This is a genomic window from Paenibacillus sp. NPDC058367, from assembly GCF_042723305.1.
Lineage (GTDB): Bacteria > Bacillota > Bacilli > Paenibacillales > Paenibacillaceae > Paenibacillus_AQ.
Genome location: NZ_JBHXIZ010000001.1, coordinates 1,018,844 through 1,044,378 on the forward strand (window position 1 = coordinate 1,018,844; position 25,535 = coordinate 1,044,378).

General features: G+C 47.1%; 22 protein-coding genes. 1 reads left to right on the forward strand and 21 read right to left on the reverse strand.

Annotated features, from left to right (window positions below; all coding sequences use genetic code 11):
- Positions 1–23 precede the first annotated feature (23 nt).
- From ACFWMP_RS04745 to ACFWMP_RS04840, 20 genes are all read right to left on the reverse strand, one after another.
- Positions 24–1,793 (reverse strand): IlvD/Edd family dehydratase, encoded by a 1,770-nt coding sequence (locus ACFWMP_RS04745; RefSeq protein WP_379422221.1) that lies wholly within the window; start codon positions 1,791–1,793, stop codon positions 24–26.
- A gap of 49 nt (positions 1,794–1,842) precedes the next feature.
- Positions 1,843–2,682, reverse strand: coding sequence for an amidohydrolase family protein (locus tag ACFWMP_RS04750; protein ID WP_379422223.1), 840 nt, complete (start codon positions 2,680–2,682; stop codon positions 1,843–1,845).
- Positions 2,683–2,694: 12 nt separating this feature from the next.
- Entirely contained in the window at positions 2,695–3,594 is a 900-nt protein-coding gene (locus ACFWMP_RS04755) for a fumarylacetoacetate hydrolase family protein (protein WP_379422225.1), read from the reverse strand.
- A 20-nt stretch (positions 3,595–3,614) separates the two neighbouring features.
- Complete coding sequence (locus tag ACFWMP_RS04760) at positions 3,615–4,385, reverse strand: SDR family NAD(P)-dependent oxidoreductase (protein ID WP_379422227.1); 771 nt, start codon at positions 4,383–4,385, stop codon at positions 3,615–3,617.
- 17 nt (positions 4,386–4,402) lie between these two features.
- Positions 4,403–5,293, reverse strand: a complete 891-nt coding sequence (locus ACFWMP_RS04765; protein ID WP_379422229.1) for an SMP-30/gluconolactonase/LRE family protein — start codon at positions 5,291–5,293, stop codon at positions 4,403–4,405.
- Positions 5,294–5,314: 21 nt separating this feature from the next.
- Positions 5,315–6,076: an SDR family NAD(P)-dependent oxidoreductase gene (locus ACFWMP_RS04770; RefSeq protein WP_149643901.1), complete on the reverse strand. Its 762-nt coding sequence runs from the start codon at positions 6,074–6,076 to the stop codon at positions 5,315–5,317.
- Between the two features lie 24 nt (positions 6,077–6,100).
- Positions 6,101–6,757: an RraA family protein gene (locus ACFWMP_RS04775; protein ID WP_052404229.1), complete on the reverse strand. Its 657-nt coding sequence runs from the start codon at positions 6,755–6,757 to the stop codon at positions 6,101–6,103.
- 42 nt (positions 6,758–6,799) lie between these two features.
- Positions 6,800–7,804, reverse strand: coding sequence for a Gfo/Idh/MocA family protein (locus ACFWMP_RS04780; RefSeq protein ID WP_379422232.1), 1,005 nt, complete (start codon positions 7,802–7,804; stop codon positions 6,800–6,802).
- Positions 7,804–8,802 (reverse strand): Gfo/Idh/MocA family protein, encoded by a 999-nt coding sequence (locus tag ACFWMP_RS04785; protein ID WP_379422234.1) that lies wholly within the window; start codon positions 8,800–8,802, stop codon positions 7,804–7,806. Before ACFWMP_RS04785 ends, ACFWMP_RS04780 begins: the two co-directional genes overlap by 1 nt.
- A gap of 32 nt (positions 8,803–8,834) precedes the next feature.
- Positions 8,835–9,740: a Gfo/Idh/MocA family protein gene (locus ACFWMP_RS04790; protein WP_379422236.1), complete on the reverse strand. Its 906-nt coding sequence runs from the start codon at positions 9,738–9,740 to the stop codon at positions 8,835–8,837.
- A 47-nt stretch (positions 9,741–9,787) separates the two neighbouring features.
- Positions 9,788–10,855 (reverse strand): glycosyltransferase family 4 protein, encoded by a 1,068-nt coding sequence (locus tag ACFWMP_RS04795; protein ID WP_379422238.1) that lies wholly within the window; start codon positions 10,853–10,855, stop codon positions 9,788–9,790.
- 31 nt (positions 10,856–10,886) lie between these two features.
- Positions 10,887–12,755, reverse strand: a complete 1,869-nt coding sequence (locus ACFWMP_RS04800; RefSeq protein WP_379422240.1) for a ligand-binding sensor domain-containing protein — start codon at positions 12,753–12,755, stop codon at positions 10,887–10,889.
- Positions 12,752–13,816 carry a zinc-dependent alcohol dehydrogenase gene (locus ACFWMP_RS04805; protein ID WP_379422242.1) on the reverse strand — a complete coding sequence of 355 codons (1,065 nt, stop codon included), beginning with the start codon at positions 13,814–13,816 and terminating at the stop codon, positions 12,752–12,754. Before ACFWMP_RS04805 ends, ACFWMP_RS04800 begins: the two co-directional genes overlap by 4 nt.
- A gap of 64 nt (positions 13,817–13,880) precedes the next feature.
- Positions 13,881–14,759, reverse strand: a complete 879-nt coding sequence (locus tag ACFWMP_RS04810; RefSeq protein WP_042126182.1) for a carbohydrate ABC transporter permease — start codon at positions 14,757–14,759, stop codon at positions 13,881–13,883.
- A 48-nt stretch (positions 14,760–14,807) separates the two neighbouring features.
- The gene (locus ACFWMP_RS04815) at positions 14,808–15,773 is read right to left on the reverse strand and encodes an ABC transporter permease (RefSeq protein ID WP_081951079.1); all 966 of its coding nucleotides are present in this window, start codon (positions 15,771–15,773) and stop codon (positions 14,808–14,810) included.
- A gap of 109 nt (positions 15,774–15,882) precedes the next feature.
- Positions 15,883–17,541: an extracellular solute-binding protein gene (locus ACFWMP_RS04820; protein WP_379422245.1), complete on the reverse strand. Its 1,659-nt coding sequence runs from the start codon at positions 17,539–17,541 to the stop codon at positions 15,883–15,885.
- A 568-nt stretch (positions 17,542–18,109) separates the two neighbouring features.
- Positions 18,110–19,519 (reverse strand): extracellular solute-binding protein, encoded by a 1,410-nt coding sequence (locus ACFWMP_RS04825; RefSeq protein ID WP_042186707.1) that lies wholly within the window; start codon positions 19,517–19,519, stop codon positions 18,110–18,112.
- Positions 19,520–19,677: 158 nt separating this feature from the next.
- A complete protein-coding gene (locus tag ACFWMP_RS04830) occupies positions 19,678–20,907 on the reverse strand; it encodes a collagen-like protein (RefSeq protein WP_379422247.1) in 1,230 nt (409 codons plus the stop codon).
- 342 nt (positions 20,908–21,249) lie between these two features.
- Complete coding sequence (locus tag ACFWMP_RS04835) at positions 21,250–21,903, reverse strand: deoxynucleoside kinase (RefSeq protein ID WP_042186705.1); 654 nt, start codon at positions 21,901–21,903, stop codon at positions 21,250–21,252.
- On the reverse strand, positions 21,900–22,523 hold the full coding sequence (locus ACFWMP_RS04840) for a deoxynucleoside kinase (RefSeq protein WP_042186703.1): 624 nt from the start codon (positions 22,521–22,523) through the stop codon (positions 21,900–21,902). Before ACFWMP_RS04840 ends, ACFWMP_RS04835 begins: the two co-directional genes overlap by 4 nt.
- A gap of 296 nt (positions 22,524–22,819) precedes the next feature.
- On the opposite strand from ACFWMP_RS04840, the gene ACFWMP_RS04845 reads away from it, so the two are divergent.
- Entirely contained in the window at positions 22,820–24,343 is a 1,524-nt protein-coding gene (locus tag ACFWMP_RS04845; protein WP_379422250.1) for a stalk domain-containing protein, read from the forward strand.
- 49 nt (positions 24,344–24,392) lie between these two features.
- Here the strand turns inward: ACFWMP_RS04845 and nspC are convergent, their stop codons facing one another.
- Positions 24,393–25,529: a carboxynorspermidine decarboxylase gene (gene nspC / locus ACFWMP_RS04850; protein WP_149643891.1), complete on the reverse strand. Its 1,137-nt coding sequence runs from the start codon at positions 25,527–25,529 to the stop codon at positions 24,393–24,395.
- Between the last annotated feature and the right edge of the window lie 6 nt (positions 25,530–25,535).

Sequence of the window (25,535 nt, forward strand, 5' to 3'; positions counted from 1 at the left end):
TTAGATTATTTCAGTCTCGGCTATTATTTGATGTGCACCGATTCCCTCTCGCTCAGCAACTCTTCTCTAAGCTCAACAGGGAGAAGAAAGTCAAAGTCACAACCGAGATTCGCTTGAAGCACACGCTCATGAAACAGCAAGCCATACCCTCTGTCGTAGTGCGGCTTCGGCGCTTGCCATGAGACCCTACGTCGTGCCAATTCTTCATCCGACACCTTCAGCTCTAAGCGCCTCGCGGAAATATTCAGCTCAATTTCGTCGCCATCCTGCACAAGCGCCAGCGTACCACCGACAGCAGCTTCCGGCGCCGCATGTACAATCAATGCGCCATAGGAAGTACCGCTAATCCGCGCGTCCGAGATGCGTACCATGTCGCGTATGCCCTGCTTCAGCAGCTTTTGTGGAATCGGGATTTGCCCGATCTCCGGCATCGCTGGAGCACCCTTCGGACCTGCGTTTTTAAGCACTAGCACACTGTTCTCATCCACGACCAGATCAGGATCATCGATCCGCTTATTTAGATCGGCCGGGCTCTCGAACACTACTGCGCGTCCGATATGCTTTTTGAGATGAACGGATACAGCAGTCTGCTTGATCAGCGCCCCATCCGGCGCCAGATTCCCACGCAATATGGCAATTCCACCTTGACTGTCCAGCGGCTCCTCCAAAGAACGAATCACATCTCTGTCCAGTGTCGATGCCTGAACCAGATTTTCTGTAACCGTTCTGCCTGTTACAGTCAAACAATCCCCATGCAACAGCGGCTCCAGCTCCTTCATCAGCGCGGGTACACCACCTGCCTCGAAATACTCCTCCATCTGATATTTGCCCGAAGGACGCAGGTTCAAAATAAACGGGGTCTGACTACTGATCCGGTCAAATGTCTCTAAAGGCAGCTTCATCCCCAGCCGCTGGGAGATCGCTATAAGATGGATGATAGCGTTCGTCGATCCGCCGCTCGCCATCGTAACTGTGATCGCATTCTCTATCGCCGCTGCAGTCATGATGTCACGGGGACGAATACCCTGGCGAACCAGCTCTACGATCTGCTTGCCCGTTCGCTCGGATATATGCCTGCGTCTGCTGTCCGGCGCCGGAATAGCCGCACAGCCCGGTAACGCCATGCCGATTGCTTCGGCGATCGAGGCCATCGTGCTTGCTGTGCCCATCACCATGCAGTGACCGTCACTACGGCAAATTGCATTCTCTGCAACAGCCAGCTCTTCGTCACTTATATTTCCGGCTTTATGCTCCAGCGTAAAGCCATAACAATCCGTGCACGCTCCAAGGCTACGGCCGCCCAGTCGACCGTTTAGCATAGGGCCACCTGTCAGCACAATGGCTGGAATATTGGCACTAGCGGCTGCCATCAGCTGAGCGGGTACCGTTTTGTCGCAACCCCCTAGCAGCACTACGCCATCAATGGGATGCCCTTTCATCATTTCTTCCGTATCCATCGCCATCAAATTACGCAGCAGCATCGTTGTAGGCTTCACATAAGGCTCACCAATCGAAATCGTCGGGAATTCCATCGGCACTCCCCCTGCCTGCCAAACACCACGCTTCACATAATCCACCAATTCATTAAAATGGGAATGGCATTTATTCAGCTCACTAAACGTGTTGCAAATGCCGATCACTGGCTTGCGGAGATCTTCTTCCGTGTACCCCATAGACTTCGTGAAGGAACGATGGATAAATCCCCATAGATCTTTTTCCTGAAAATAAGCCTCGCTCTTCAACTTACCGCCTGATTCAGCCACACTCTCCTCGCTGTCCCTGCACTCCGCCATGACCCCATCTCCTTTTAACAACCTCGCTTATAGACCAAGCATAAATGCTTTAGATAAAACCAAGAATTTCCGGTGTTAGACGATGTATTATGTCCTCAATATATTTTTGCGGTATTTGTGGCAGCTTCGTTCCCTCCACTAGATCATTGATATGGTACAGAGCATCTAGCATCTTCTGTGTCCCAAAGAACGGATAATCCGACCCAAACAATATTTTATCTTGAACTCCATATTCCATCGCAGATACCAGTGCATTATAAAATTGCCAAGGTCTACTTCCTAAAGCAGAAACATCCATATATAGATTAGGATGCTTGCGCACCAATGAAATACATTCATCAATCCAGGGATGACCCATATGCGCTACAATCATCTTCAGCTTCGGAAAAGCACGGGCAATCGGGTCCAGCATCGCCGGCCTTGATGCATCCAGATAACCCTCCGGTACAAAAGAGGTTCCTTGATGCCAAAGAATAGGTACATCTAGCTGTTCTGCTTTGGCATAGAGGGCATAATGCCTGGGATCATCAGGATAAAAATTCTGATAGATAGGCGCAAGCTTCAACCCTTTTAATCCCATCTCACGGATCGCAGTCTCAAATTCAGCAACACAATCCAGATGATTGGGATCTACACTTGCAAAACCGAATAATCGATCCGGATCCGTGCGACAGTAATCTGCGACAAAAGCATTCGGCACAACCAGTCCCGTTGCATGCGCCGCCATGGCCAATACGATAGCACCAGAGAATCCTTCCAAATTACTACGATGTTGCTCGGGGGTTGCTTCGATATTCATATCCGGTCCCCAAGCCCGTTTGATCGCCTCATCCGTAGGTCCTGAAACCATTCCCGGTCCAAACAAATGGGTATGACAATCGAAGATCATCCCTACTCCCTCCTATTCGCTAACCATCGTATTTGTAATGGCACCAAGCTTCTCAATCTGCACCGTGACCACATCACCAGCTTGCAAATAGACCTGATCCTCTGGAGGGTAACCCATCACTACGCCTTCTGGGGTTCCAGTCAGGATAATATCCCCCGGCGAAAGCGTCATACACTGGGATACATAGCTGACAATCTGCTTGCAATTAAAAATCATGTCCGAAGTGTTGGAGTTCTGACGCAGTTCACCATTCACCGAGCACTGAATATCGAGCTGATTGGGATCGCCTACTTCATCCGCAGTGACTAAGTAAGGCCCAATGGGTGAAAATTTATCGCAAGACTTTCCCGCTAGCCATTGACTCGTCCGCATCTGTAAATCTCGCGCCGACAAATCATTAGCCGTACAATACCCGAAGACATAATCCAGTGCATCTTCCTCCGTCACATATTTCGCGGTTCGTCCGATGACGATGCCAAGCTCTGCCTCGTAGTCTACCTTCTGGCTGTTCCTCGGAAGCGGAACTTCTGAGCCATGTCCTGTTAGTGTATTGTTAAACTTATTGAACAGGATGGGAAATTCGGGAATGGCCATCCCAGTCTCTTCCGCATGCCGGCGATAATTAAGGCCAATACAGATGATTTTTCCAGGATCAGTAACACAGGGACCGAATGCTAACTCATCTTCCTGCTTCAGCCAGGATGGATTCACTTCTCCTTCAGGCAGCTCATTCACAAAAATCCTCAGTTGGTTAAGTGCATCCTTCCCACCATCAAGCAATTGCTTAACCGTTACTGGAACCTCCGTCCGAGTGGATAATGCAGTCTGTGCCGCCTCAATATCCACCACACCACGGTCGGTTAGAACGCCCATATGATCATCTTCTTTTTGCAAAAAGGTAACTAGCCTCATCTATAACACTCTCCTTCACTTTATGCATTTTTTCCGAAGACAAGGCCACCATCCACATATAGCGGCGAACCCATTACAAACCCGGACTCATCGGAAGCTAGAAATAGTGCAGCTCGTGCCACATCCTCAGGTTTGCCAAGCTCACCGCTAAGCTGTCTACGCTTAATGGCCGCAACCGAAGCCTCTGGATCCAGAGAAGTCTTCAAATAACCTTCTACAAACGGAGTCATAATCGTACCTGGTAGCAGCGCATTTACACGAATGCCGTAAGGTGCATAATCAACCTGCATTGCTTTAGTTAAAGATAGAACAGCTCCCTTAGAAGCACTGTAGGAAGCTCGCTCTGCGACTCCGATTTCGGCGATGCCAGAGGACATATTAATGATAGAACCCTTCTTGGTCTTCATCATATAAGGGAGGACAGCCTTGCAGGTTAAGAACACACCCGTCACATTAACCCGCATGACCCTCTCCCATACTTCATCGGAAACCTCATGTACCGCACCCACGCCACTGATTCCTGCATTATTAAAGAGCACATCGATACGTTCAAAAGTATTAACGACTTGATCAGCCATCGCGGTAGTACTGCTAGCATCGGTTACATCACAGGGTATGAACATCGCATTTCCACCCGTCGCCTCAATTTCAGTGACAGCGGCTTTTCCTGAATCTTCTTGGACATCGGCAATGATTACTGTCGCTCCTTCTGAAGCGAATAAAGCAGCCGTGCTTTTTCCAATTCCCGAGCCAGCTCCGGTTATTATGATGATCTTATCTTTGAGTCGCATCGCTTTGCCTCCTCTTCCTACTCCCTAGCCTGAAAGTTTCCCGGCAACAAGCCAGTCACCCCGGGCTTAGCCATAAACAAACCGCCTGCAAACGGATAATCACGTAACTCTTTCTCGTGCATCCCTATCCTTGCAGTTGTAATGTAGAGTTCCGTTAGATCACTGCCTCCAAAAGTACACGAGGTCACCAGTGGTGCTGGAACTCGAATGAGTCCAAGCTGCTCACCCGTCTCCGGGTTCCAGCGTGATACACAGCCGCCGCCCCAGTGGGCGACCCAAAGCATGCCTTCACTATCTATTGTCATTCCGTCCGGATAGCCAGTTGTTGTAGGAATTCGGAATGCTAATCTTCGGTTACTTATCCTTCCAGACTTTTCCTCGTAATCAAATACATCCACTTGCCTAGTCGGCGTATCAATGTAATACATCTTACTCCGCATGTAATCCCAAGCCATTCCATTCGAGCAGCCGATGCCGGATAACAATTGGCGAGCGAAGCCGCCAGACTCCACGACATAGAAGCCTCCGTCTTTCGGCTCATCATCCATACTCATCGTCCCCACCCACAGTCGGCCTTGTCGATCGCATTTGGCATCATTTGCTCTGTTGCGTGGAAGATCCGCTTCTATTGAAGTCAGCAGCACCGGAGATCCTTCAGTTTGAGAAAGGTAGACCCCATCCTCCATAGCCAATAGAAGTCCTCCTGTTGTCGTAGGAATAACTGCACTGACCATTTGGTCGAAAGAGCGAACTACTTCACCACCAGTGATCGGGTCGTATATTCTAAGCTTCTTACCCGTTATATCGACCCAATACAACTGTTTGGATTCGGCATCCCAATGCGGCCCTTCACCAAGCTCAGCCTGAGCATCAATCATCAATTCTGCCTGAATTTCTGTAATTTCCAATACGTTCACTCCTTCTTCTATTTACAGCTCACTACCATTAGCCAAATGTCCACCATCCACACGAATGGTTTCTCCCGTTACATAGGAGGCTTCATCAGAAGCCAGAAAAAGAAATACATTGGCAGCTTCCCTTATCGTTGCCGCCCGCTTCATCGGTGTATGCTCCGAATAAGCCGGGAGCTTCGAAGCTTCGCGCAGCTTGCGGTCGAGGGGTGTATCCACAAATCCCGGTGCTACTGCGTTTACCCGGATACCATAAGCCGCCAGCTCCACTGCCATCGATTCCGTTAGCAGTATAACAGCAGCCTTAGAAGCATTGTAATGCGCGAGCTCCGAGCTTGCTGATAGACCATTTTTGGAACTCATATTTATAATGGCGCCTCCGCCACCCTGAGAAATCATTTGTCTCGCTGCAAGCTGACCTATTAAATAAACCGCCCTTACGTTGATATCAAATACTGCATTCCAATGCTCAACCGAGATGTCGAGAAAGTGTTCACGAAAGGCGATTCCGGCATTGTTCACTACAATATCTATCCCACCGAACCTTTCAAAGGCTTGGGCAACAGATTGTTCTAACTGTGAGACATCGCGAAGATCACATATCTCTACTGCAGCTTTTTCACCATAATCCTTCAAGGTTTCAAGTGCAATAAGAAGCTCCCCCTCACTTCGGTCCAGCAACACCACCTGAGCGCCTTCTTCCAGAAATCGATGGGCGATCCCCAGTCCAATTCCTCTTGCTGCACCTGTGATTAGCGCTCTTTTGCCAGCCAGCCTCATGTACATCACTCCCTCGGATCTTGTTCAGAGCACACCATATTTATCGTAGACCTGCCGCAAGGTATATCCTTCGAGCAGTTCATCCCGTGTATGATTCTCGCGAGTCACCTTATCCATAGCTAATTGGAACACTTCATCGATGATGGCGCCCGGAATCACAACGATACCATCACGATCACCAAAGATTACATCTCCGGGATGGACCATTACGCCACCGCATAACACCGGAATGTCATAGTCGATAACAATTCCACGACCTTGAGAATCAACAGGTTTGGTCCCGGTAGCAAAGACAGGAAAACCAAGCTCCAGAATTTTAGCAGTATCACGGATTAGTCCATCTACAATGGCTCCGCGGCCACCTCTCATTTTGGAAGCCGTAGACAATAGCTCTCCCCACAGTCCGTTCTGCCGCGATTCATTCGTACAGCCGATGACAATCTCACCGGGCTTAACGCTGTCCACCGCCTCAATCTCCTTCGTGTAAGGATCTTCCGGCAAATGATGAATATCCACAGACAGAATGGTCTTTGCTCTTCCGGCAACGATCCAGGTAGGATCTATCGGGTTGATATTTTCCCGCATCACCTGATTACGATAGCCCAATTGATCCAACGTGTCAGAGATTACCGCAGAGTAGAGCTTTTCACACATGCTATCGAACAATTCCTGATCCTTCATAGGCGGTTCCATCCTCCTCAAAGTTTTGTACTTACAGCATCCTCATTTAATTAAACGCACGGGTTGGCCTGCATGAGCAGATTGATAAGCGGTAAGTGCAACCTCTGTGGATCGGAGTCCATCTATTCCTGAAATCGGTACCTCCACCCCTTCTAGAAGCGCCTGTACAAAAGCCTTTAGCATCAGTTCATTCATGTCATCTCCCCAGAAGGACCAGTTCCCTTTGCCAGATGCTCTTCCGTATACATTGTTTTTTTGGTTAAAAGCATCTATGGAGATGACACCTTTAGTTCCAATGATTTCTAGGGTCACATCCCCCCATATGGGGAAGCCGGGATTGCGTGACCAGCTAGGATCCAGCACTCCGAACACACCATTCTCAAAAGTTACATGCACCATTCCAGCATCATCGATCGTCCGCTTGCGCTCTGAATCAAATAAGGTATCCGCATAGGCATACACCTGTTCTACAGAAGAACCGGAGAACCAGTTCATCAGATCCATCACATGCACAGTGTGATCTAGAACAGCACCGCCTCCCGATAGGGCTTCATCAGAGAACCATCTAGGTCCCGGAAAAGAACCTCTGTTAGTTCCTTTAAAAGCAATAATTTCACCAATATCGCCGCGATCTAGTGATTCCTTAGCCCGAACAACCGGAGTGAGGAAGCGGCAAGGAAAGGCTGTCATAAGCTGTACTCCCTCTTCAGAGCAGACCGAAATCATGCGTTGCATTTCTTCTACTGACAGACCTAGCGGCTTCTCGCACAGTACATGCTTGCCCGCTCGGGCTGAAGCGATGGTTAGCTCAGCATGATAGACATTTTCCGAGCAAATAATTACGGCATCTATATTCGCATCTTCCAGAAGTTCCTTGTAGTTAGCATAATAGGGAATCGAATGACGTTCTGCGAGCGCCTGTGTGCGCTCCGGCACCTCATCAGCAATTCCACTGACCGTCACTTCAGACATGTGCAGTAAACTTGCCAAATAGTCAAAAGCATGCGCATGCGCGAAACTGATCATGCCAATATTCAAACGGCTCATTAAATATCCCCCTTCACTTCAAGCTTCACCGGTTGATGGGTCATTGCCGATTGCTGAGCGGCTTCAGCCCAGCGTACAGCTTCCAGCGCATCCTGCGCAGTGACTATCGGTTCTTCCCCACTTGTTAGACAGCTTAGAAAATGCTCCAGTTCCAAATAATACGGATCCTTCAGCAGCACACTCGAAGGCGTCTCCACAAATCCCGATGTAGAGCCCGTCGTTATCGACTTGCGAATATGCAGACTTTCGCCATCCCCGGTCCCGCCTGAGATGATTCCTTCCGCATCCGCATATTCAAAAGAGGAATGGAACGGCCCTGGATACCCCCAAAATGCTTCAAGCTGTGCAATGGTTCCATTCTTGAACCGGAAAGTGGCTGAAGCATAATTTATGTCTTCCGACTGGTGCTGGAACGCATATACTTCACGGGCTTCACCAAAAGCCCCACGAATGTAGTCAATGTCGTGAATCATTAAATCCATAATGACGCCACCGCTAAGAAATGGATCCCGAAACCACGCTTGCACGTTTCCGGGATGTGAACCCGCCCGTTTAGCATGGTATATTCCGCCTTGAATACTGCCAAGCTGCATTATTCCCTCCGCAAGCTGTCTATAAGAAGGAAAGAAACGAACGACATGGCCCACAAACAAACGTACACCGCGCTCGTTACAGTAACTAATTGCTTCTTCTGCTTCTTGCGAAGTGAGTGCGAGCGGCTTCTCACATATCACATGCGCACCATGGTCAGCCGCAATCCGTACCAGTTCTACATGCAAATAAGTCGGCACAGCAATACTAACCACCTCTGGCTTTGCCTGCTCGAGCATTTCTTGTACAGATGTAAAATAGCTAACGCCCACTAAATTTCCTAGCACCTCAGCGGCTTTTTCAACGATGTCACATACGGCGACAAGCTCAGCTTCGGGCATGGACTTGTAGCGATCCGCATGAACAGTCCCCATGCCACCGCATCCAATCACTGCTGTCCTAATCAATACACTACACTCCTTTCAGATTGTGCTTTCCTTTACAGACGAACATCAGCACCGCTTACCCGGCTTTCGTTGGCCGCTTCGATGAAGCGAATCAACTCTAGTGTTAAGGAAGTTCGTACCGGTGGAGAGTCCCCTCGCGCCATAGCTATAAATTTCTTCAGTAATTGCTGATGTCCTGCGTTGTAATTTGCTCCGAGCGCGTTAATTCCGTTACTCCCCCGTTCACGGTGCAATACGATATAGAAATCAGAGCCGCCTGTACGGTTTCCGCGGATCGTCCCGATTCGCCCGTCCTTCCACTGGCCGACTACCCATTCTTGCGTATCGTTACTGACAGCACGTACCGAATGGCAACCTTCTCCAAGGGCGGTATATAACATCTCAGCAGCGTGTATCCCATACCAGAATAACCCCGGTTGTGTCGGCTGTAGATCGAGTGGTCCAGTGCAATCCGCACCTAGAATAGCACCTGCACTTTCATCCTCTAAGAGGGCTACCAGCGGTCCACCGAAACGTAGCATAGAGCTGGAGAAAAATGGCGTTCCATACCTCTCCGCCAATTCCACAATCACCTTCGCATCTTCATAAGAAACCGCTAACGGCTTGTCAATGAATACCGGCTTTCCGTAAGGAGCCAGCACCGCAAATTGTTCGTTGTGCACTCTCCCATCTACAGAAGTCAATAGAATCGCATGGGATCTCTCCGCAACTTCTTCTATAGAATCGAGCAATTCAACCCCATAGCGCTCCTGCAATTCACTGCTAATCGGCCTCACACGTGAATAGCTTAGCTCGAAATCAAGAGAACCCCCCGGATAACCGCAGTGTAACCTGCCACCCGGAATATAAAGCGGATGAGATTCATCATTTAGCAGCGCCGCGAAAATCCTGCTATGCGAAGTGTCCATTCCTACCATACCGATCTGCAGCTTTTCCATTTCAACAACACCTCTTATTCGGTTGACAGCCCCATGGAGTGATCCACTTATTTAAGAATTAAACGTTCTTCCCTGAAACGTTCAAGTAGTTCCATGTATTCTTTTCCCACTTGTTCGATGCTGTAAGCAGTTCTAGCTTTCTGTTCTCCCAATGACTTCAAGCCTTCCCTCAGACTATTATGCTCCAGCAGTGCGCTCAATCTGTCCACACACTCCTCTTCATTGCCTGATTCGTATAGGGAAACACTTAACGGACCATCCAATAATTCCGGCAACGCCCCTACACTCGGAACCACTACCGGACACCTGCAGGCCATCGCCTCCAGTACGGTCATCCCAAAAGATTCATTGGTCGTGGTACTAATATATAACCCACCATTCTGCGCAACCGATGAATAATAGCGATGCATCTCATCGTAGTCCACTTTGGGAATCCACTTGAAATGCTTAATCCCCTGCTGTTCTACCTTTACCATCAGCTGTTTCTTGATCTCATCGGGAGCAGTATAACCCCCAACAAGCATAAATTGCAGCTCTGGCATCTTGGCATTCAGCTTTCCAGCAATGTTCAAATAGGACGACCAGTTCTTGTGATCATCCAGTTTACCCACCCACAAAATAGTGGCAGGCTCGTGCTCAATACCCGCTTCATATCGGAACAAATCGGTATCCAGGCAATTATTAATATGATAAGCACCCGCTATGCCGATACCGTCCAAATAATCCTTCATGTAAGCGGAGGGAGTGATCACATAGTGAAAAGGCAAACTATCTTTCGTTGCGGCCAACTTCTGCAGGGGTTCGGAATAGGTGGTATGTACCTCATGAATAATAACCTTTCCCTCTTGTACAGGCCCAAGCGCTTCATACAGCTCGTAACTATCAATAGTAATAATGACATCGAAATCATAGACTTCCATGTAGCTCTTAATCTCTTCAACCGTCCCCAGAATTCGGACATGCTCGTATCCATCAAAAGCGCTTGCCCCGCCGTAATCTTCCAAAAAAGCAAAATGCACTTCCGAGTGGTGCCGCAAAAATTTAAGTCTATTTGCAAGTTGAGTGGTTACCCCACCTAGAATACAGAATTTATAAAAATATAAGATTCTCATCATCCCTCACCCTTCGCCAAGGATAGTGCAGACCTTACTTGTGCATCCGATACAATGCTGTAGTTCTTGCAAAAAATAAATCACCCTCACGGTCCATTGCCAGCAGCCGCGCATCGTCATCCAACGCCTCAAGCTCCTCACTCCGCACATCAAACTTGAACATGCGATTCATCGACACGCCGTACAGCACGCCTTCCTTGTAGAGCAATTCATTGCCGCTACGCCAAAAATGAGTCACAACATTCCAGTCCATGGAGAACAAAGAGTAAGTCTTTACAGTAAGCTTAAGCTGTGGATCGAACCGAAATAACTTACCTGCCGTCAAACCCCAAAGATACCCTGCATCATCTAGAACCAAAGCAGAAATAGCCCTTTCCCCTTGCACCGGTACACCTTCCCATACTTTGCAGCGCTTCTCTAGATCCCAAATCATTAGAGAGGCATCCGCACGCTGAGGAGCAATCCCAAGTCCACCCCAGACGGACCCTCCAGCAAACAACAGCTGATCTCTACAGGTCAAGGACACCACACTCTGCAGCGGCAAAAGATTTCTGAACACCTCACGTGCACCGCTCGCAGGATTGTACAGTGTCAACGCTCCTCCATGCCGACCATAGGAAGGAACCGTTCCAATTGCGATCTCTTCTCCTGCCCAAGCCCAAGCAAAAGGGCGGTCCTGCTCCTCTTCCTGTAAGGAAAATAGCAGCTCTGGATTCTCTCCCGGCTTCCAATCTTCATTCGGGTCATATTTGAAAATATTCGCTCGCGGATATACACCTAGATAAAGACAATCTCTACCAGCTAGCATACCTTCCGTCTGACCAATGCCCCGATATGAAATGATCTCGTCGGCTGCCTTATCGAATCTGGACAGCCCACCTGCGAAATACCCTCCGATGTAGAGAGCATCATCAGGTCCATAGGTTATAGACTGCAAATGGACCGATTGACCTTGCAGACCGAAGTCCTTGACCGTATACCGATCCGTCGCCGGATCGTAAATCCAGCAACTTCCGTCCCTGTATACACCCGTTAAGCAGCGCTCTTTCCGATTTAGAGCATGGTTATTCAGCCAGCCATAATCACCTGCAGGCTCCGGCATAGCTAGTGAAGTAACGAACAGGCTTCCAGTCCGGACATCATAACGCTGCAAATAGTCATCTTTAATGAAATACACATTTCCCAGCTCATCCGGCGGCGAAACACTAAGTCCACTCACATGATCCAAAGTGTCTCCCCACTCCTGCAGTTCCAGATCATAAATGTACAACCGTGCAGACGGTGTAATTCGAGCAAAAAGCTTGCCCTGAACGATGTTCAAGTCATACACCAGTTGCTCGCTTTTACATTCATCTGGTAGCCTGATTTCCGAGCGTTCTCCCGTCTCCGTATCCAGTACAACAATATGCGGGGTTTGTGTACCAACTCCCACATAGAGCTTACCGTTCCACGCTTCCATAGAACGCGCATACTGTTCTCCAGCTACCATAGCACCGTAATCCCTAAACACTCCTGTCACTGGGTCATACTGGAACACTTTCCCCCCAGGATAACATCCCCCATAGATCCTGCCTTGCGTATCTGCTGCCAACCGCCACGTATAGAATTCACCGGGAATCATCTCACCCAGGTTCTCCACACCATTCTCATGAGTGTACCTGTACAAAATGCCACTTCCCCCGATATACACTCCGCCGGTTGTTAAGACTACACCCCAGCAATGATCCGAACCTTCCAGCGCATAACGTTCCACCGCTTGTTCACCGCTCGGGTCTAGAACAAATAAGATACAAGGACTTCCGGAAGAAACAGCGTAGATCCGGTCTGCCCCTTGCCATGTTCCATAAGCTGAGGCCCAAACCGCCAGACCGTTCAGTGGTTCACCGATCCGCAGCGCCTTCATCTGCTCCCGCCTTCTTTCGTCAGCTGTTCCTCCACCTTCGTTTCACATCCAGAGACTGCCGCAGGATAAGCTAAGACCGCTCCCAACAGATCCACCGGGTCCTCTGCATAACGCCGAAAGGCTTCTTCACAGCGTTCAACCGGGAATATCGCGCTAATCAACGGCTCAACCTGAATGTCCCCTTCAGAGATTAAGCGAATATATTCAGCCATATTACGACCTTCCGTCCACCGCACGTAGCCGTAAGGATAGTCGATCCCCTTCCGCTCATAGATAGGATCATATCGTCCGGGACCTCCGGCTCTAGAAATCAGCACTTGGGCTTCCTTACCGAACATCAGATCACGAGAGAAATCAGGCTTAACATCTCCAACCAACAGTACCTTGCCGCGATCCCGTACCCACTCTAGCGCTTGATCAATAAGGTCTCCGGTTTTACCGCCGGCGCATACAATGACTGCATCTGCTCCCATGCCTTCCGTCAGGTTAGCAAGATGTTCCCTAACCTTCTCCGGGCTAGTAGCGATATGTCTAATTCCAAGGCGCTCAGCCATCTCACAGCGCTCTGCAAGCAAATCATAGACGATCACCCGGCATCCTGCCGCCTTAGCAATTTGAGCAATCAACTGCCCAAGAATTCCGGCACCGATCAGGACAAGTGTCTCCCCAAACTGTGGTGCAACCTGCCTTACTGCATGTACTGCAATGGCTCCAAGCCCTACTGTTGATGCTTCCTCCGAACTAACATGGTCAGGAATGGGCACCATCAGATGCTGAGGCATTAGCAGCCATTCTGCATGCTTTGCATAAGGTCCGCCGTAACAAGCTACACGAAGACCCTCTGGCCAGTGTTCCATTCCTTTCCCACGTGTTCGGATTACACCCGCTGCACTGTATCCAAGTACAATTTGTTGCGTACGGTGCAGGCCATTCATCATTATTTCCGTTCCGGGGCTAATCGCCGAATATTCAGTCTGGACTAGTACAAATCCATCTTCAATGACTGGTGTCAGAACATCCGACATGCGAATCTGTCCTTCCTGAGATATTACCGCCTTCATATGTCTTCTCCTCCCGACTGCTTCAGAAACGATTCCGTCACATGCAGCATCTTTTCTATCGCTGTTACTCCTTCAACGCACCGATCATTACGCCTTTTACAAAATATTTCTGCAAAAATGGATAGATCATTAGAATGGGAACGGTAGCAATGATAATCGTAGCGAATTTAATAGATTCACTAATACGAAACACCTCATCTTGGGTAACGCCGGCCAGCATATTTTGCGCAGAGGATTGAATCAGGATTTCCCTCAATATCAATTGAAGCGGGAACAAATTCCGATCCTGTAAATAAATCATGGCCGAGAACCAACTGTTCCAGTGGCCTACCGCATAGAAGAGGGTCATCACCGCCAGAACCGGCATGGAGAGCGGAAGCACGATCCGCAGTAAAATTCTGAAATCGTGAGCGCCGTCTATCTTGGCAGACTCTATCAAACTATCAGGGATAGACTGAAAAAAGGTCCGCATCACTATCAAATTGAAGGCACTAACCGCACCAGGCAACAGCAGCGCCCACCGCGTATCATACAAGCCAAGCTCACGGACATTCAGATACGCAGGAATTAGACCACCACTGAAAAACATCGTGAACACAATGAAAGCCATAATGACATTTCTCCCCTCCAGATTCTTTCTGGACAGAGGATAAGCCCCAAGTGTAGTTAGTACCAGATTAATTAACGTACCGACAATGACATAAAAGAAAGTATTTCCGTAAGCCGTCCATACCCGCGTATCCTCAAATACCAGCTTGTAAGCATCCAGATTAAAGCCGATTGGAAAGAAGCTTACCTTCCCCGCAGCAATAGCATGAGCATCGCTGAATGAGGAGACCAGCACGTACCACATCGGGTACAGGAACAGGAAAGAACACAAGATCAGAAACAGCACATTGCAGCTGTCGAAAATGATTTCACCCATACTGCGTTTCACAACCATTGTCTACCCTCCTAAAAATCGTACAAAACTCTCATCGGAAGCTTATGCTCACCATAAGCTGCTCTCAGTTGTTTTCCGGCTGATACGGTTGGCTAGAACGAGTAATGTGAAGTTGATTATGGAATTGAATAATCCTACCGCGGCAGAAAAACTGTAATTCGCTTCCATCACACCTCGTCTATAAACAAATGTTGAAATAACATCCGCAGTGACGTACGTTCCAGGATTGTAAAGCAATATAATTTTGTCCCAGCCCACATTCAGCAGGGTACCCACATTCAGAATCAAGAGGATTAACACCGTAGGCAAAATCCCAGGCAGCGTTATATTCGTTAGCTGCTTCCATCGTCCTGCACCATCTACAACTGCAGCCTCGTACAGGCTCGGATTGATGCCAGATAACGCCGCTAAGTAGATAATTGAGTTCCAGCCCAGGCTCTGCCACATACCAGAACCTACATAGATCGTTCGAAACCATTCCGGCAGAATCAGGAACTGAATAGGCTCCGAGATTAGTCCGATGCCAAGCAACAGGCTGTTAATAATGCCTCCGGGCTTGGTGAAATCAATAATCATCCCGCAGATGACGATCAGCGAAATAAAATGCGGCAAATAAGACACGGTCTGCAGAAAGGACTTCAGCTTCTTGAGCCGCAGCTCATTGAGCAGCAGCGCAAAAGCAAGTGAAGCAGGAAAAATGAAGATGAGTGAGTAGAAACTCATTAAGAAGGTATTTTTAAGCAGTCTGAGAAAATAATAGCTTTCGAAAAACTTCTCGAAATTCTTGAAGCCCACCCAAGGACTATCCGTGATCCCTAAGTAGGGGTTGAAATTCTTAAAGGCAATGATCGCCCCATACATCGGCTTGTATTCAAAAATCAGAAAATACAAAACCGTAGGAAGGAGCATGAGATAAAGATAGCGATTGGAGGCTATCCGCTTCCAGGGAATCGGACTCCTCTTGACCGGAAGCTTCCTGCTTTCAACTTTAGCGACTTTTACAGGTACAGCCATATAGTTCTCCTCTCCCGGACACTGGCGTTAGTCATAGCTGTCATGTGGCGAGCGGTCACAAAGTACTCTCTGAACCGCTCGGCCCACAACAACCTCCTCACAAGCTGAATCATTTCCCTTTAAATCGCTCGTATGCAACCTGATACTCTTTTAACACATCGTTAATTCCCATCTTCTCAAGTTGCTTCATTACTTTGTCATAGTCCTCAATCTTTTGGCGCCCCATGATCATGGCATTGATTGTTTCGGCTACATAGGTCTGAATATCGGCCATCAAAGGAACAACTACATCGTTTTCCTCTGTTGTGAATTGGACTGGAGGCAACTTGCTATCAAAATCGATATAGTCACTATATAACTCGAGCGGATTCTCCGTTTGCCCGTTAGCTTCTCGGATTTGTTCAGCATATCTGGTATCCGCTACCGTAGCCCAGCTTCCGCCCCCGATCGTATGGTTCAGCAGCTCTTGCGTATTTGTGAGGCCATTGGTCGGATGAGTTACTTCTTTCTTATAAATCGGTTCTCCGTTTACCAGATCATATGACTTGCCTTCAACCCCAAAGTTGTTCAGCAGAATGCCTTCTTCTGAGTATTGATAATCCAGCCATTTCATCACTTCCTCAGGATGTTCCGTCCGCGAGGAAACCGCTAATCCGTGTGCTGCTGCTTGCCAGCGGAAGGAGACATGACGTTGATCACCGTTCGGTCCTTTAGGTGGAATGGCTGGTGCAATTTTGAAGGTTGGATGTTTGCCCTCCATTAGGGTAGTAAAGTTCCCCATGTAGGAGCCAGACCAGCCAAACCATGCCCCTGCCACATCGGTAGTCACCTTCTCAGTCAGCGTCTGGAATGTGGTATCTACCAGATAGTTCGGGTCAAGCAATTGTTCATCGTAAAGACGGTGCAGATAGGTTACGACATCCTTGAATTTAGGATCATTCGGGCCATATTTTACTTGGCCATTATCCACGAAGAATCCGTAATCGACGCCAAAGGCAGGCGCGAATAACATCATGATATTTTCCAAGTTGACTGTGACTAGTGGAATTTCATCCTTCTTGCCGTTTCCGTTGGCATCCTGCTCCCTAAAAGCCTTGAGCATGTTATACCAATCTTCGGTAGTTTCCGGCATAGACAGACCCAGCTTATCGATCCAGTCTTTCCGTACTTGCGGGAACATTTGAGTGAGATCCTGTGAATCAAGAACGAGATTAGGCAGGTAAAAAATGTGGCCTTCAGGCGAAGTAATTTGTCCCCGGATATCCGGGTTGTCGTCGAGGATTTTCTTGAAGTTTGGCGCGTTTTTCTCAATTAAATCTTCCAGAGGAAGCAGCGCGCCTTGTGTACCATATTTTCCGGAATCCGTGCCCCATAGATCATTGTAGATAATGTCCGGCAGCTTACCAGATGACATCAATAGGCTAAAGGCTTCCGCACTGGCTTCCGTACTATGCTGAAAGTCAATATGAATGTTAGTGTTCTCTTCCATTTGCTGAAAGGATAATTTCTCATTAAAATTAGTTCCTCTGAAATTGCCGCCGCTGGGTGACCAAAGTGACAGTTCAAGCTTATCTGAAACAATCGGGAGCTGCAGACCACCTACTGTTTTACCTTCCTTAGCGGGAGCTTGCGTAGCCTTCTGAACTTCCGCAGTAGGAGCTGCGGTATTGCCCGTCTTAGTATTCGAACCGCCGCAAGCAGATACGAGTGTAACTAATGACAACAGGACAGGCAGCAGCAGAACTAATTTCCTTTTAGCAACATTCATAATTCAACCCCCTATTAATAACTAAAAACTAAGATAATCATTATGATATATTCACTAACATCAATCAAAAGGAATCAAAGATACATTAATAAATTTCTAAATGAGTAATCACTCTGAAAATTACCTTTTATAGGGGATATCCTCCTTTCAACTGCCTTTTTTCTACTTTAATTAGAGGAAAACATCTGTTCTGACTTCTTTTTGATTTACATTTCAGAGTATCAGATCTCTTATTTCGCTAATCTGATATATATCTGATGTATTTCATTATATTTTCCAGCCTACATGATGTCAATATAATAATAAGAAATATCTCTAATAAGTGTAATCTTATATAACATGTACCTGTCGCAAAATGTTGAAATCCCTCAAATTTAATAGAAAACGCTTACAAAACCACTCGTATTTAACTGCTTTGAATAAACCATCTCTGATCTCATACAGATTAGGCACAATATACAACTTCTGCTTGCTTTTATTTAAAAAAATGCGTGATAATGGCGCACCAGCACCATTATCACGCTTTACTGATATTCTAAAGAGAACAGCCTTCGCAGAAAAACACCTTTTAAACCTTCTGATCGGCAGCATCCTGTTCCGAGATTAAGAGACTCAATTCCTCATGAAGCGTTTCCTCATCAATCATCTTTGACCAATAAGCGTTCAACAATTTACGAAAGCTTTTTAGAACGGCTATAGGAAGTCCTAAATCTTTAAGGTAGGAGAAAGTTGGAAATAGCTCTCTGTACATTAGATATCTCGAAGGACGATTCAAATGATCCGCCGTACTCATCTCAGCGATCCGCTTTCGAGCTGGAATACTTACTGTGCGTTCCCGAATAATTTTCTGCGCTTCTACGGAAGCAAGGAAGTTAACGAATTGACGAGCCGCTTCCTTTTGTCGTGAATTCCCGACCACAGCCGCTCCGATCGTGACCAGTAATGTCTTCTGCGGATCTTTTGTTTTCAGCCTAGGTAACGGAGCAAGATCATAGTCCAGCGTTAAGGCCTTGAATTCATTTAAATTGAAAAAGGTCGTCAGAATCATAGAAACTTGTTCTTGGACAAACAAAGAAATCGTCTCATCCTCATGATTGCCAGCAAGATATTTAGGGAAAATCTGATGGTTGTTCACGAGACGGCTATACACACTGAGACTATTTGCCGTCTCCGGACTAAGTGTACGGTGCTCGGTCCCGTCTACCACGGTTTGAATCCCGCTCTGCAGCAGGAATACAGAATAACGGTTCTCGGAAGCAGGCACAAAATAAATGGCATGGCGTCCACGTTTCTCTGCCAACTGACGAGCCGCCTCAATCAAGTCATCCCAGGTCCAATAGCTATCCGGCTCAGGAAGATCTGCTTCCCGAAAATGCGCCTTGTTGTAGCACAGCACCACGGGGGAGAAGGAAATCGGATAAGCATACAACTGTTCTTCATGATAGAAAGCTTCTGTCGCGATTGGATATAATTCAGGATCAGGATCAAGCGATTCCAGCAGCTCAGCCGAGCCATTTTCAGCCATTTCCTGAAATTGCGTGCTATTCAGCGATACGGCATCAAGCATCCCATTATTGATCATCTCTACGGCAGAATTCACATGGTCAAAATCATTTAGCGCCAGCGGAAGAATATGAATACCGGGATGCAGTCGATGAAATTCACCAATTAGATCATCCAGCAGAAAGTCCTTGGACAGCGAGGCACTGCAGCCAAAATGAATACGAATTCTCTCCTGCACGGACTCCATAACCTTGCTTCCGACACGGTCGATTTTGACGATAAGGCCTTCTTGGACTAACACATCCAGCCCTCTTCTGACCGATTTATTGCTTAACTCAAACTGCTTGGCTAGCATACTCTCTGCTGGCAGATAAGCACCTGGCTGTAGCACTCCACTTAGGATATCCGTACGAATCTTACCCACCATATGATCCAGTCGCTCTCGGAAGGAATGACGACCTGATTTATTATTCATGTACAATTCTCCCCGAAAAATTCAAATTTACATCATCTCCCTCTTATTTTGCGTCAACTCTGAATTGAAGTCAAATGGAAATTCCAGCAAATGCCATAAGAAAAGCCACCTGATTAGAGGTGGCAAACTTCCAAATTATCTATACGTAGGAGATTTCGCTATGCTAATTGTGTAATAACGAGATGAGCTGAAACAGATCTTGTTCCTCCAGCAAGAGGAGTAATAGTAAGTGCGGTGGAATTGCCAGCAGGATTCCGAACTGTCAGTATGGTGTTAATGACCGTTGTTTGCACTATAGCCATTTCTACGATTTCTGATGTACCTGTCGCACGTCCAACTACCGTATAGGCCAGATCTGCGCCATTAAGAGTCAAGATGAGTTGGCCTGCTTCGGTTACACTAACCTGAAACAACACCTGATAAGTCCCTATTGCCGCTAAATTAAAAGAACTAGGGCCCGTTCGTGCAATCGTCGTCCCGCTGGTAGGGCCATTTTGAGGAAAACTCACGTCTGTGCCCGGTGCTACAGTTGCTGCATTATCAGGGGGCATCAGGGCAAAAAAATCAGCAAAACCTAATACTCCTCCTGCTGCTCCGGTCGCTCCGGTTGCTCCTGCGACTCCTGTCGCACCGGTTGCTCCGGCCGCTCCTGGTGCCCCGGTTGCTCCTGCTGCTCCGGCCGCTCCTGGTGCCCCGGTTGCTCCGGTTGCTCCCGCGGCTCCCGGCGCTCCTGCCGCTCCAGTTGCTCCTGTCGCTCCCGCTGCTCCCGGTGCTCCTGCTGCTCCGGTTGCTCCCGCTATCCCTGGCGCTCCTGCCGCTCCAGTTGCCCCTGTCGCTCCCGCGGCTCCCGGTGCTCCTGCTGCTCCGGTTGCTCCCACTGCCCCCGGTGCTCCAGCCGCTCCAGTCGATCCGGTTGCACCTACAAAACCTTGTGGTCCTATTGCTCCTGCAGGACCAGGTAAACCTTGCGGTCCCTGAGGACCTACGGCACCTTGTGCACCCGGCACTCCTTGCGCACCCTGAGGACCAACGGGTCCCGCTACACCCTGTGGACCTATTGCTCCCGCTGGTCCAGGTTGACCTTGCGGTCCTTGGGGTCCTGGGGGCCCACCGGCGGGACCTTGAGGTCCTTCTGCTCCTTGGATTCCTCGTGCTCCTTGGGGTCCTGGTACTCCTTGGGCCCCTTGTACTCCTTGGATTCCTTGTGCTCCTTGAGGTCCTGTAGCACCAACGACTGTTGGAGTGGTAACATTTACTTCGGGCGGAGGACATGTGACTTGTACAATCTTCTTAATAACTTTTCGACGATGTTCTTTTCTTTTTCTTTTCGAAGGAAATACAGTGGCGATTTTTTTCTTATGACATTTTTTATCGTCTGGACAACTCAATACGTACACCTCCCTATAAAGATAGTTCAGTGTACGCATCTTATTAATTTTAGTCATGGACCAATAACTAGTTTTCGCTAGACTGGAATCTATATCCAGAAAAAAGGGCTATAATTATAGGGTGCAGCCCTTGAGCATACTACAATGTCCACACCAATTTGGATTGCTTTTCGTATTTTATTACTAGGACAACTGACACTTCACTATTAGACCCATATCTATGATTTGGGTCTTTTTTTATTTTTACAAATCATCCCTCAAACTCAGTTTATATCGCTTAATCCGCTTTCTGATTTCAAAAAAAACAGCCCCCAAATCCTGGGGGCTCCTAACCATTAATTATTATATTTTATCAGCAGGCTTACGGATCGCATTGCCCACCTTCACAAGAATATCAGACATCGAAGTCTCATCATTTACATCATAATCATCAATGTTCAAACGAAGCACTGGGCAAGCTGTAAACTCATTGATCCATTTCGAATATCTGCCATGCATATGCTCCCAGTAGGAAACATCCGTTTGAATTTCCATCTCACGGCCACGTTCATTAATTCGGGTCAGGATGGAAGGCAGGCTGCCTTCAATATAAATCAACACATCAGGGTGCGGGAAGTAAGGCGTCATAACCATAGCTTCATACAAGCTGGTGTAGGTTTCATAATCCGTTTTGGACATTGTACCTTGATCTGCATGCATTTTCGCAAAAATACCGGTGTCTTCATAGATGGAACGGTCCTGAACAAAACCACCGCCGAGTTCGAACATCTTCTTCTGCTCTTTGAAACGTTCGGCAAGAAAATAGATTTGCAAGTGAAAGCTCCATCTCTCAAAATCATGATAGAACTTTTCGAGATAAGGATTGTGATCGACCTGCTCTAGCGAGGTTTGAAAATTAAGTCTTTTGGCCAAGGCGCCTGTTAAAGTGGATTTCCCCACCCCGACAGTTCCAGCCACGGTAATTATGGCATTTTCCGGGATATGATATGAATTCATTTCATTAGCTCCTTTATATAAGAGACAATTTCAGTGAAGTGTTCTGGATTCTCCACGAAATCGACTGCATTTCCATCAATGGTAATAATAACGGTCGAAGGCTCCTGAATGGCAAGAGCGGCCATCGCGTCATCATAATCTTTAATTAATTGCTCCAAATACGCAGTATCCATCCCCTCTTCAAAGGGCCGCCCACGTTTTTCAATTCTGGTTAATAACGTATCTAAATTGGCCTTAATATAGAGGATAATATTTGGCTTTGGCAGGTCATCCGTAAGCACATGATAAATTTGCCGATACTTTTCACGTTTCGTTCCATTCAGCGTTCGTTCTCCAAAGATCAGGTTCTTATAAATATGGTAATCCGAAATGACCGGGATCCCTTTATCTATGTATTGTGTAACGGTATCTTCAAGCTGTTTATACCGATTACAGAGAAAAAACATCTCCAGTTGAAAGCTCCAATCGTCCATGTTCTCATAAAATTTAGCTAGAAACGGATTCTCATCGACAATCTCTTTAATGATCGGTAAATTTAACTCCTCTGCTAGCATAGACGCTAATGTTGTTTTTCCAGCCCCGATTGGGCCTTCCACTGCAATAAACGGTGCATGTCTCATTGACGCTGACTTCCTCCTCAGATACGAACCTTTCAATAGCTAATCAAGCATAAACGCCTTCGGCGTCTTTATAAGGACGGTAAGTGTGTATGCGAGAAATATAAGGATAAAGTATAGTGTGAAACTTATACTTTCTTTATTTAAAACAGACTAAATTATTGTATCACATGAGACCTTTCTTGTGAGCGGGTAAATATGAAGAAACTTTTCCAGTAGTTCTAGCGTCTAAATGTAAGATAATGGATTATATCGTGAACATATCAAACTTATCAAATAAGAAAAAGAGAGGTATTCCTATGAAAAAAAAATGGATCAGCATGGTTAGTGCTCTTCTAGTATTAAGCCTCGCCTGTAACGTAAGCGCAGCTGCAGCTGCAGAGAACACAACCACGACTACCAACCTCACTTCGTATGGCGCGGATTATCTGACCAAAACAGATGGTTCCTTCTGGGTATGGGGAGGTAATCGCTCCGTCCCTACGCAAATCCATGACCTGAATGAGGTACAAGCATACTTTGGTTCCCAATATGTAATGAAGAAAGACCTTTCGGTCTGGCAATGGAGAACATCGGCATACTCTGAAGCTGTTAAAGTGACCCCCGTTCAAGAGCTAGACAATCTGGTCGATATGTTCATGACGGGAAATAGAACGATAGCCCTTAAAGGAGACGGGACGATTCTAAGCGCCCCCCTTTCATCCGATGGACTTACTACCTCCGCGTTCACACCGGTTTCCGGCGTCGATAACGTGGCTGCTGTGGGCGGTTACTATGAGTCTGATCTTCATAAGAGCTGGACACGTTACGTGTTCTTAAAGAAAGATGGAACTGTTTCTACTACACGCGATGACTTCGAAAGCTTCGAAACCATCCAGAATTTAACGGATATTATTCAAATCAAAAACAATCTTGCACTTAAGAAGGACGGCTCCATATGGAGTTGGCCAGTCCAAGATTATTACAAGAACCAGGGAGCTCCAATAGATCTATCTGCGACTCCTCTCAAGGGAATCAGTAATATTAAAAGTTTAAAAGGAAATCAGAACAGCCTATTAGCGATTGATGGGTCCTCTCAATTATGGTTCTGGGGCGCTACTATTACAGGTTCCTCAGACGGAACAACCTATCATGAACAAACACCGATTCTTCTAAATGGGATCAAGAATGTAGTTGATGCTTACATCGTAGAACGCTCTATTGTTGCGTTAACCGGGGAAGGAAACGTCTATCAAACTTCTATTGAAAACGAAATGATGCCCGCAGATTCAAAATTCACATTTCTCGAAAAAGAAGTAAGCAGCCTAAAGAAAGGCGGACGACATCTCATCATGCAAAAGAAAGACGGCTCACTCTGGGGCTGGGGCGTCAATAAGGACGCACAGCTAGGCTATGGCGACTATGAATTCAGCCATAACGGGCCCGTTCCAGTGCAAAAGCCTATTTCGATCTCCTTAAACGGAGAATCTATCCCACTCTCAAATGGAGTTATTACTAGAAACGGACAAAATTTCGTCCCGCTTCGATCGCTGTTCGAAAAATTAGGTGCCACAATTACCTATAAAGAGAACATTACAGCTGCGAAAACAATAGATAAACAAATTATGATCACACGAACCGCTACAGATAAACCGGCTCTCGCCATTAGTATTAACGGTGTAACTGGAGCGACAATGGTGAACAATAAAACCGTAAATCTTCCTACACTACCCTTCATCGTAAACGGTTCGATGTATCTGCCACTTCGCTTTATAAGTGAGCAACTCGGAGCAAAGGTTGAGTGGCTCCCACAGGAGGAGCGCATCGCCATCACGATGCAATAAGGAATAATCAAAAAAAGGTGTCCCATCACGGGACACCTCTTTATTAATCTTAAGATAAACGTTCGCTGAAATCTTCGAAAGCAAACTGTTTGATTACTTTGATTCCCTCTTCTTCATTGTAACTAACAATGGAAGGCAGATTCACACCGTTAAACATATGATTCTTCACCATGGAATAATGGGCCATATCAAGGAATACGAGTCTGTCGCCGTATTTCAAAGGCTCCTTAAAGGAATAATCTCCGATAACGTCTCCCGCTAGGCAAGTCATTCCACCTAATCTGTACGTATAAGGATGTTCACCAGGTTGTCCAGCATCGATAATGTTCGGACGGTACGGCATAGCCAGTACGTCCGGCATGTGGCACTCTGCTGAGGTATCGAGAATCGCAATGTCCATTCCGTTATGCATCACATCGAGAACGGTAGCTACCAGATATCCGGTATTGAGAGCTACTGCCTCTCCCGGCTCCAGATAGATTTCCACACCGTAAGTCTCTTTCATGTGTAGAATACACTTGACCAGGGTCTCCAGATCATAATCAGGGCGTGTAATATGATGACCGCCACCGAAATTAAGCCATTTCATTCCTTTGAGATAAGGTCCGAACTTCTCTTCGACTACTTTGAGCGTACGCTCAAGTGTATCCGAATTCTGTTCGCACATGGTATGGAAGTGTAGTCCATCAATGCCCTCAAGCTCTTCCGGTCTGAAGTTAGGGAGAGTTACTCCCATTCTGGAATAATTATAGCACGGATCATACAGCGGAACTTCGATCTCGGAATATTCCGGATTCACTCGAATGCCGCAGCTGATGTGTTTCGGTGCATTCTTAACGCGATCCTTGAATCGATTCCACTGGTCAAACGAATTGAACACAATGTGATCGGAGTATCCAAGGAGCTCATCAAACTCACTATCTATATAAGCTGGTGCGTACACATGAACCTCTTTGCCCATCTTTTCATAGCCAAGTCTGGCTTCGAACAAGGAGCTTGAGGTTACACCATGCAAGTACTTCCCAACTAACGGATACAAGGAATGCATGGAGAAGCCTTTTTGCGCGAGCAAAATCTTTGCTCCAGTGCGTTCCTGTACAGAATTCATAATCTCAAGATTACGTGTAAGCAATCTTTCATCTACAAGGTAACATGGTGACGGGACCGCGCTGATATCTATATCCATTATCGC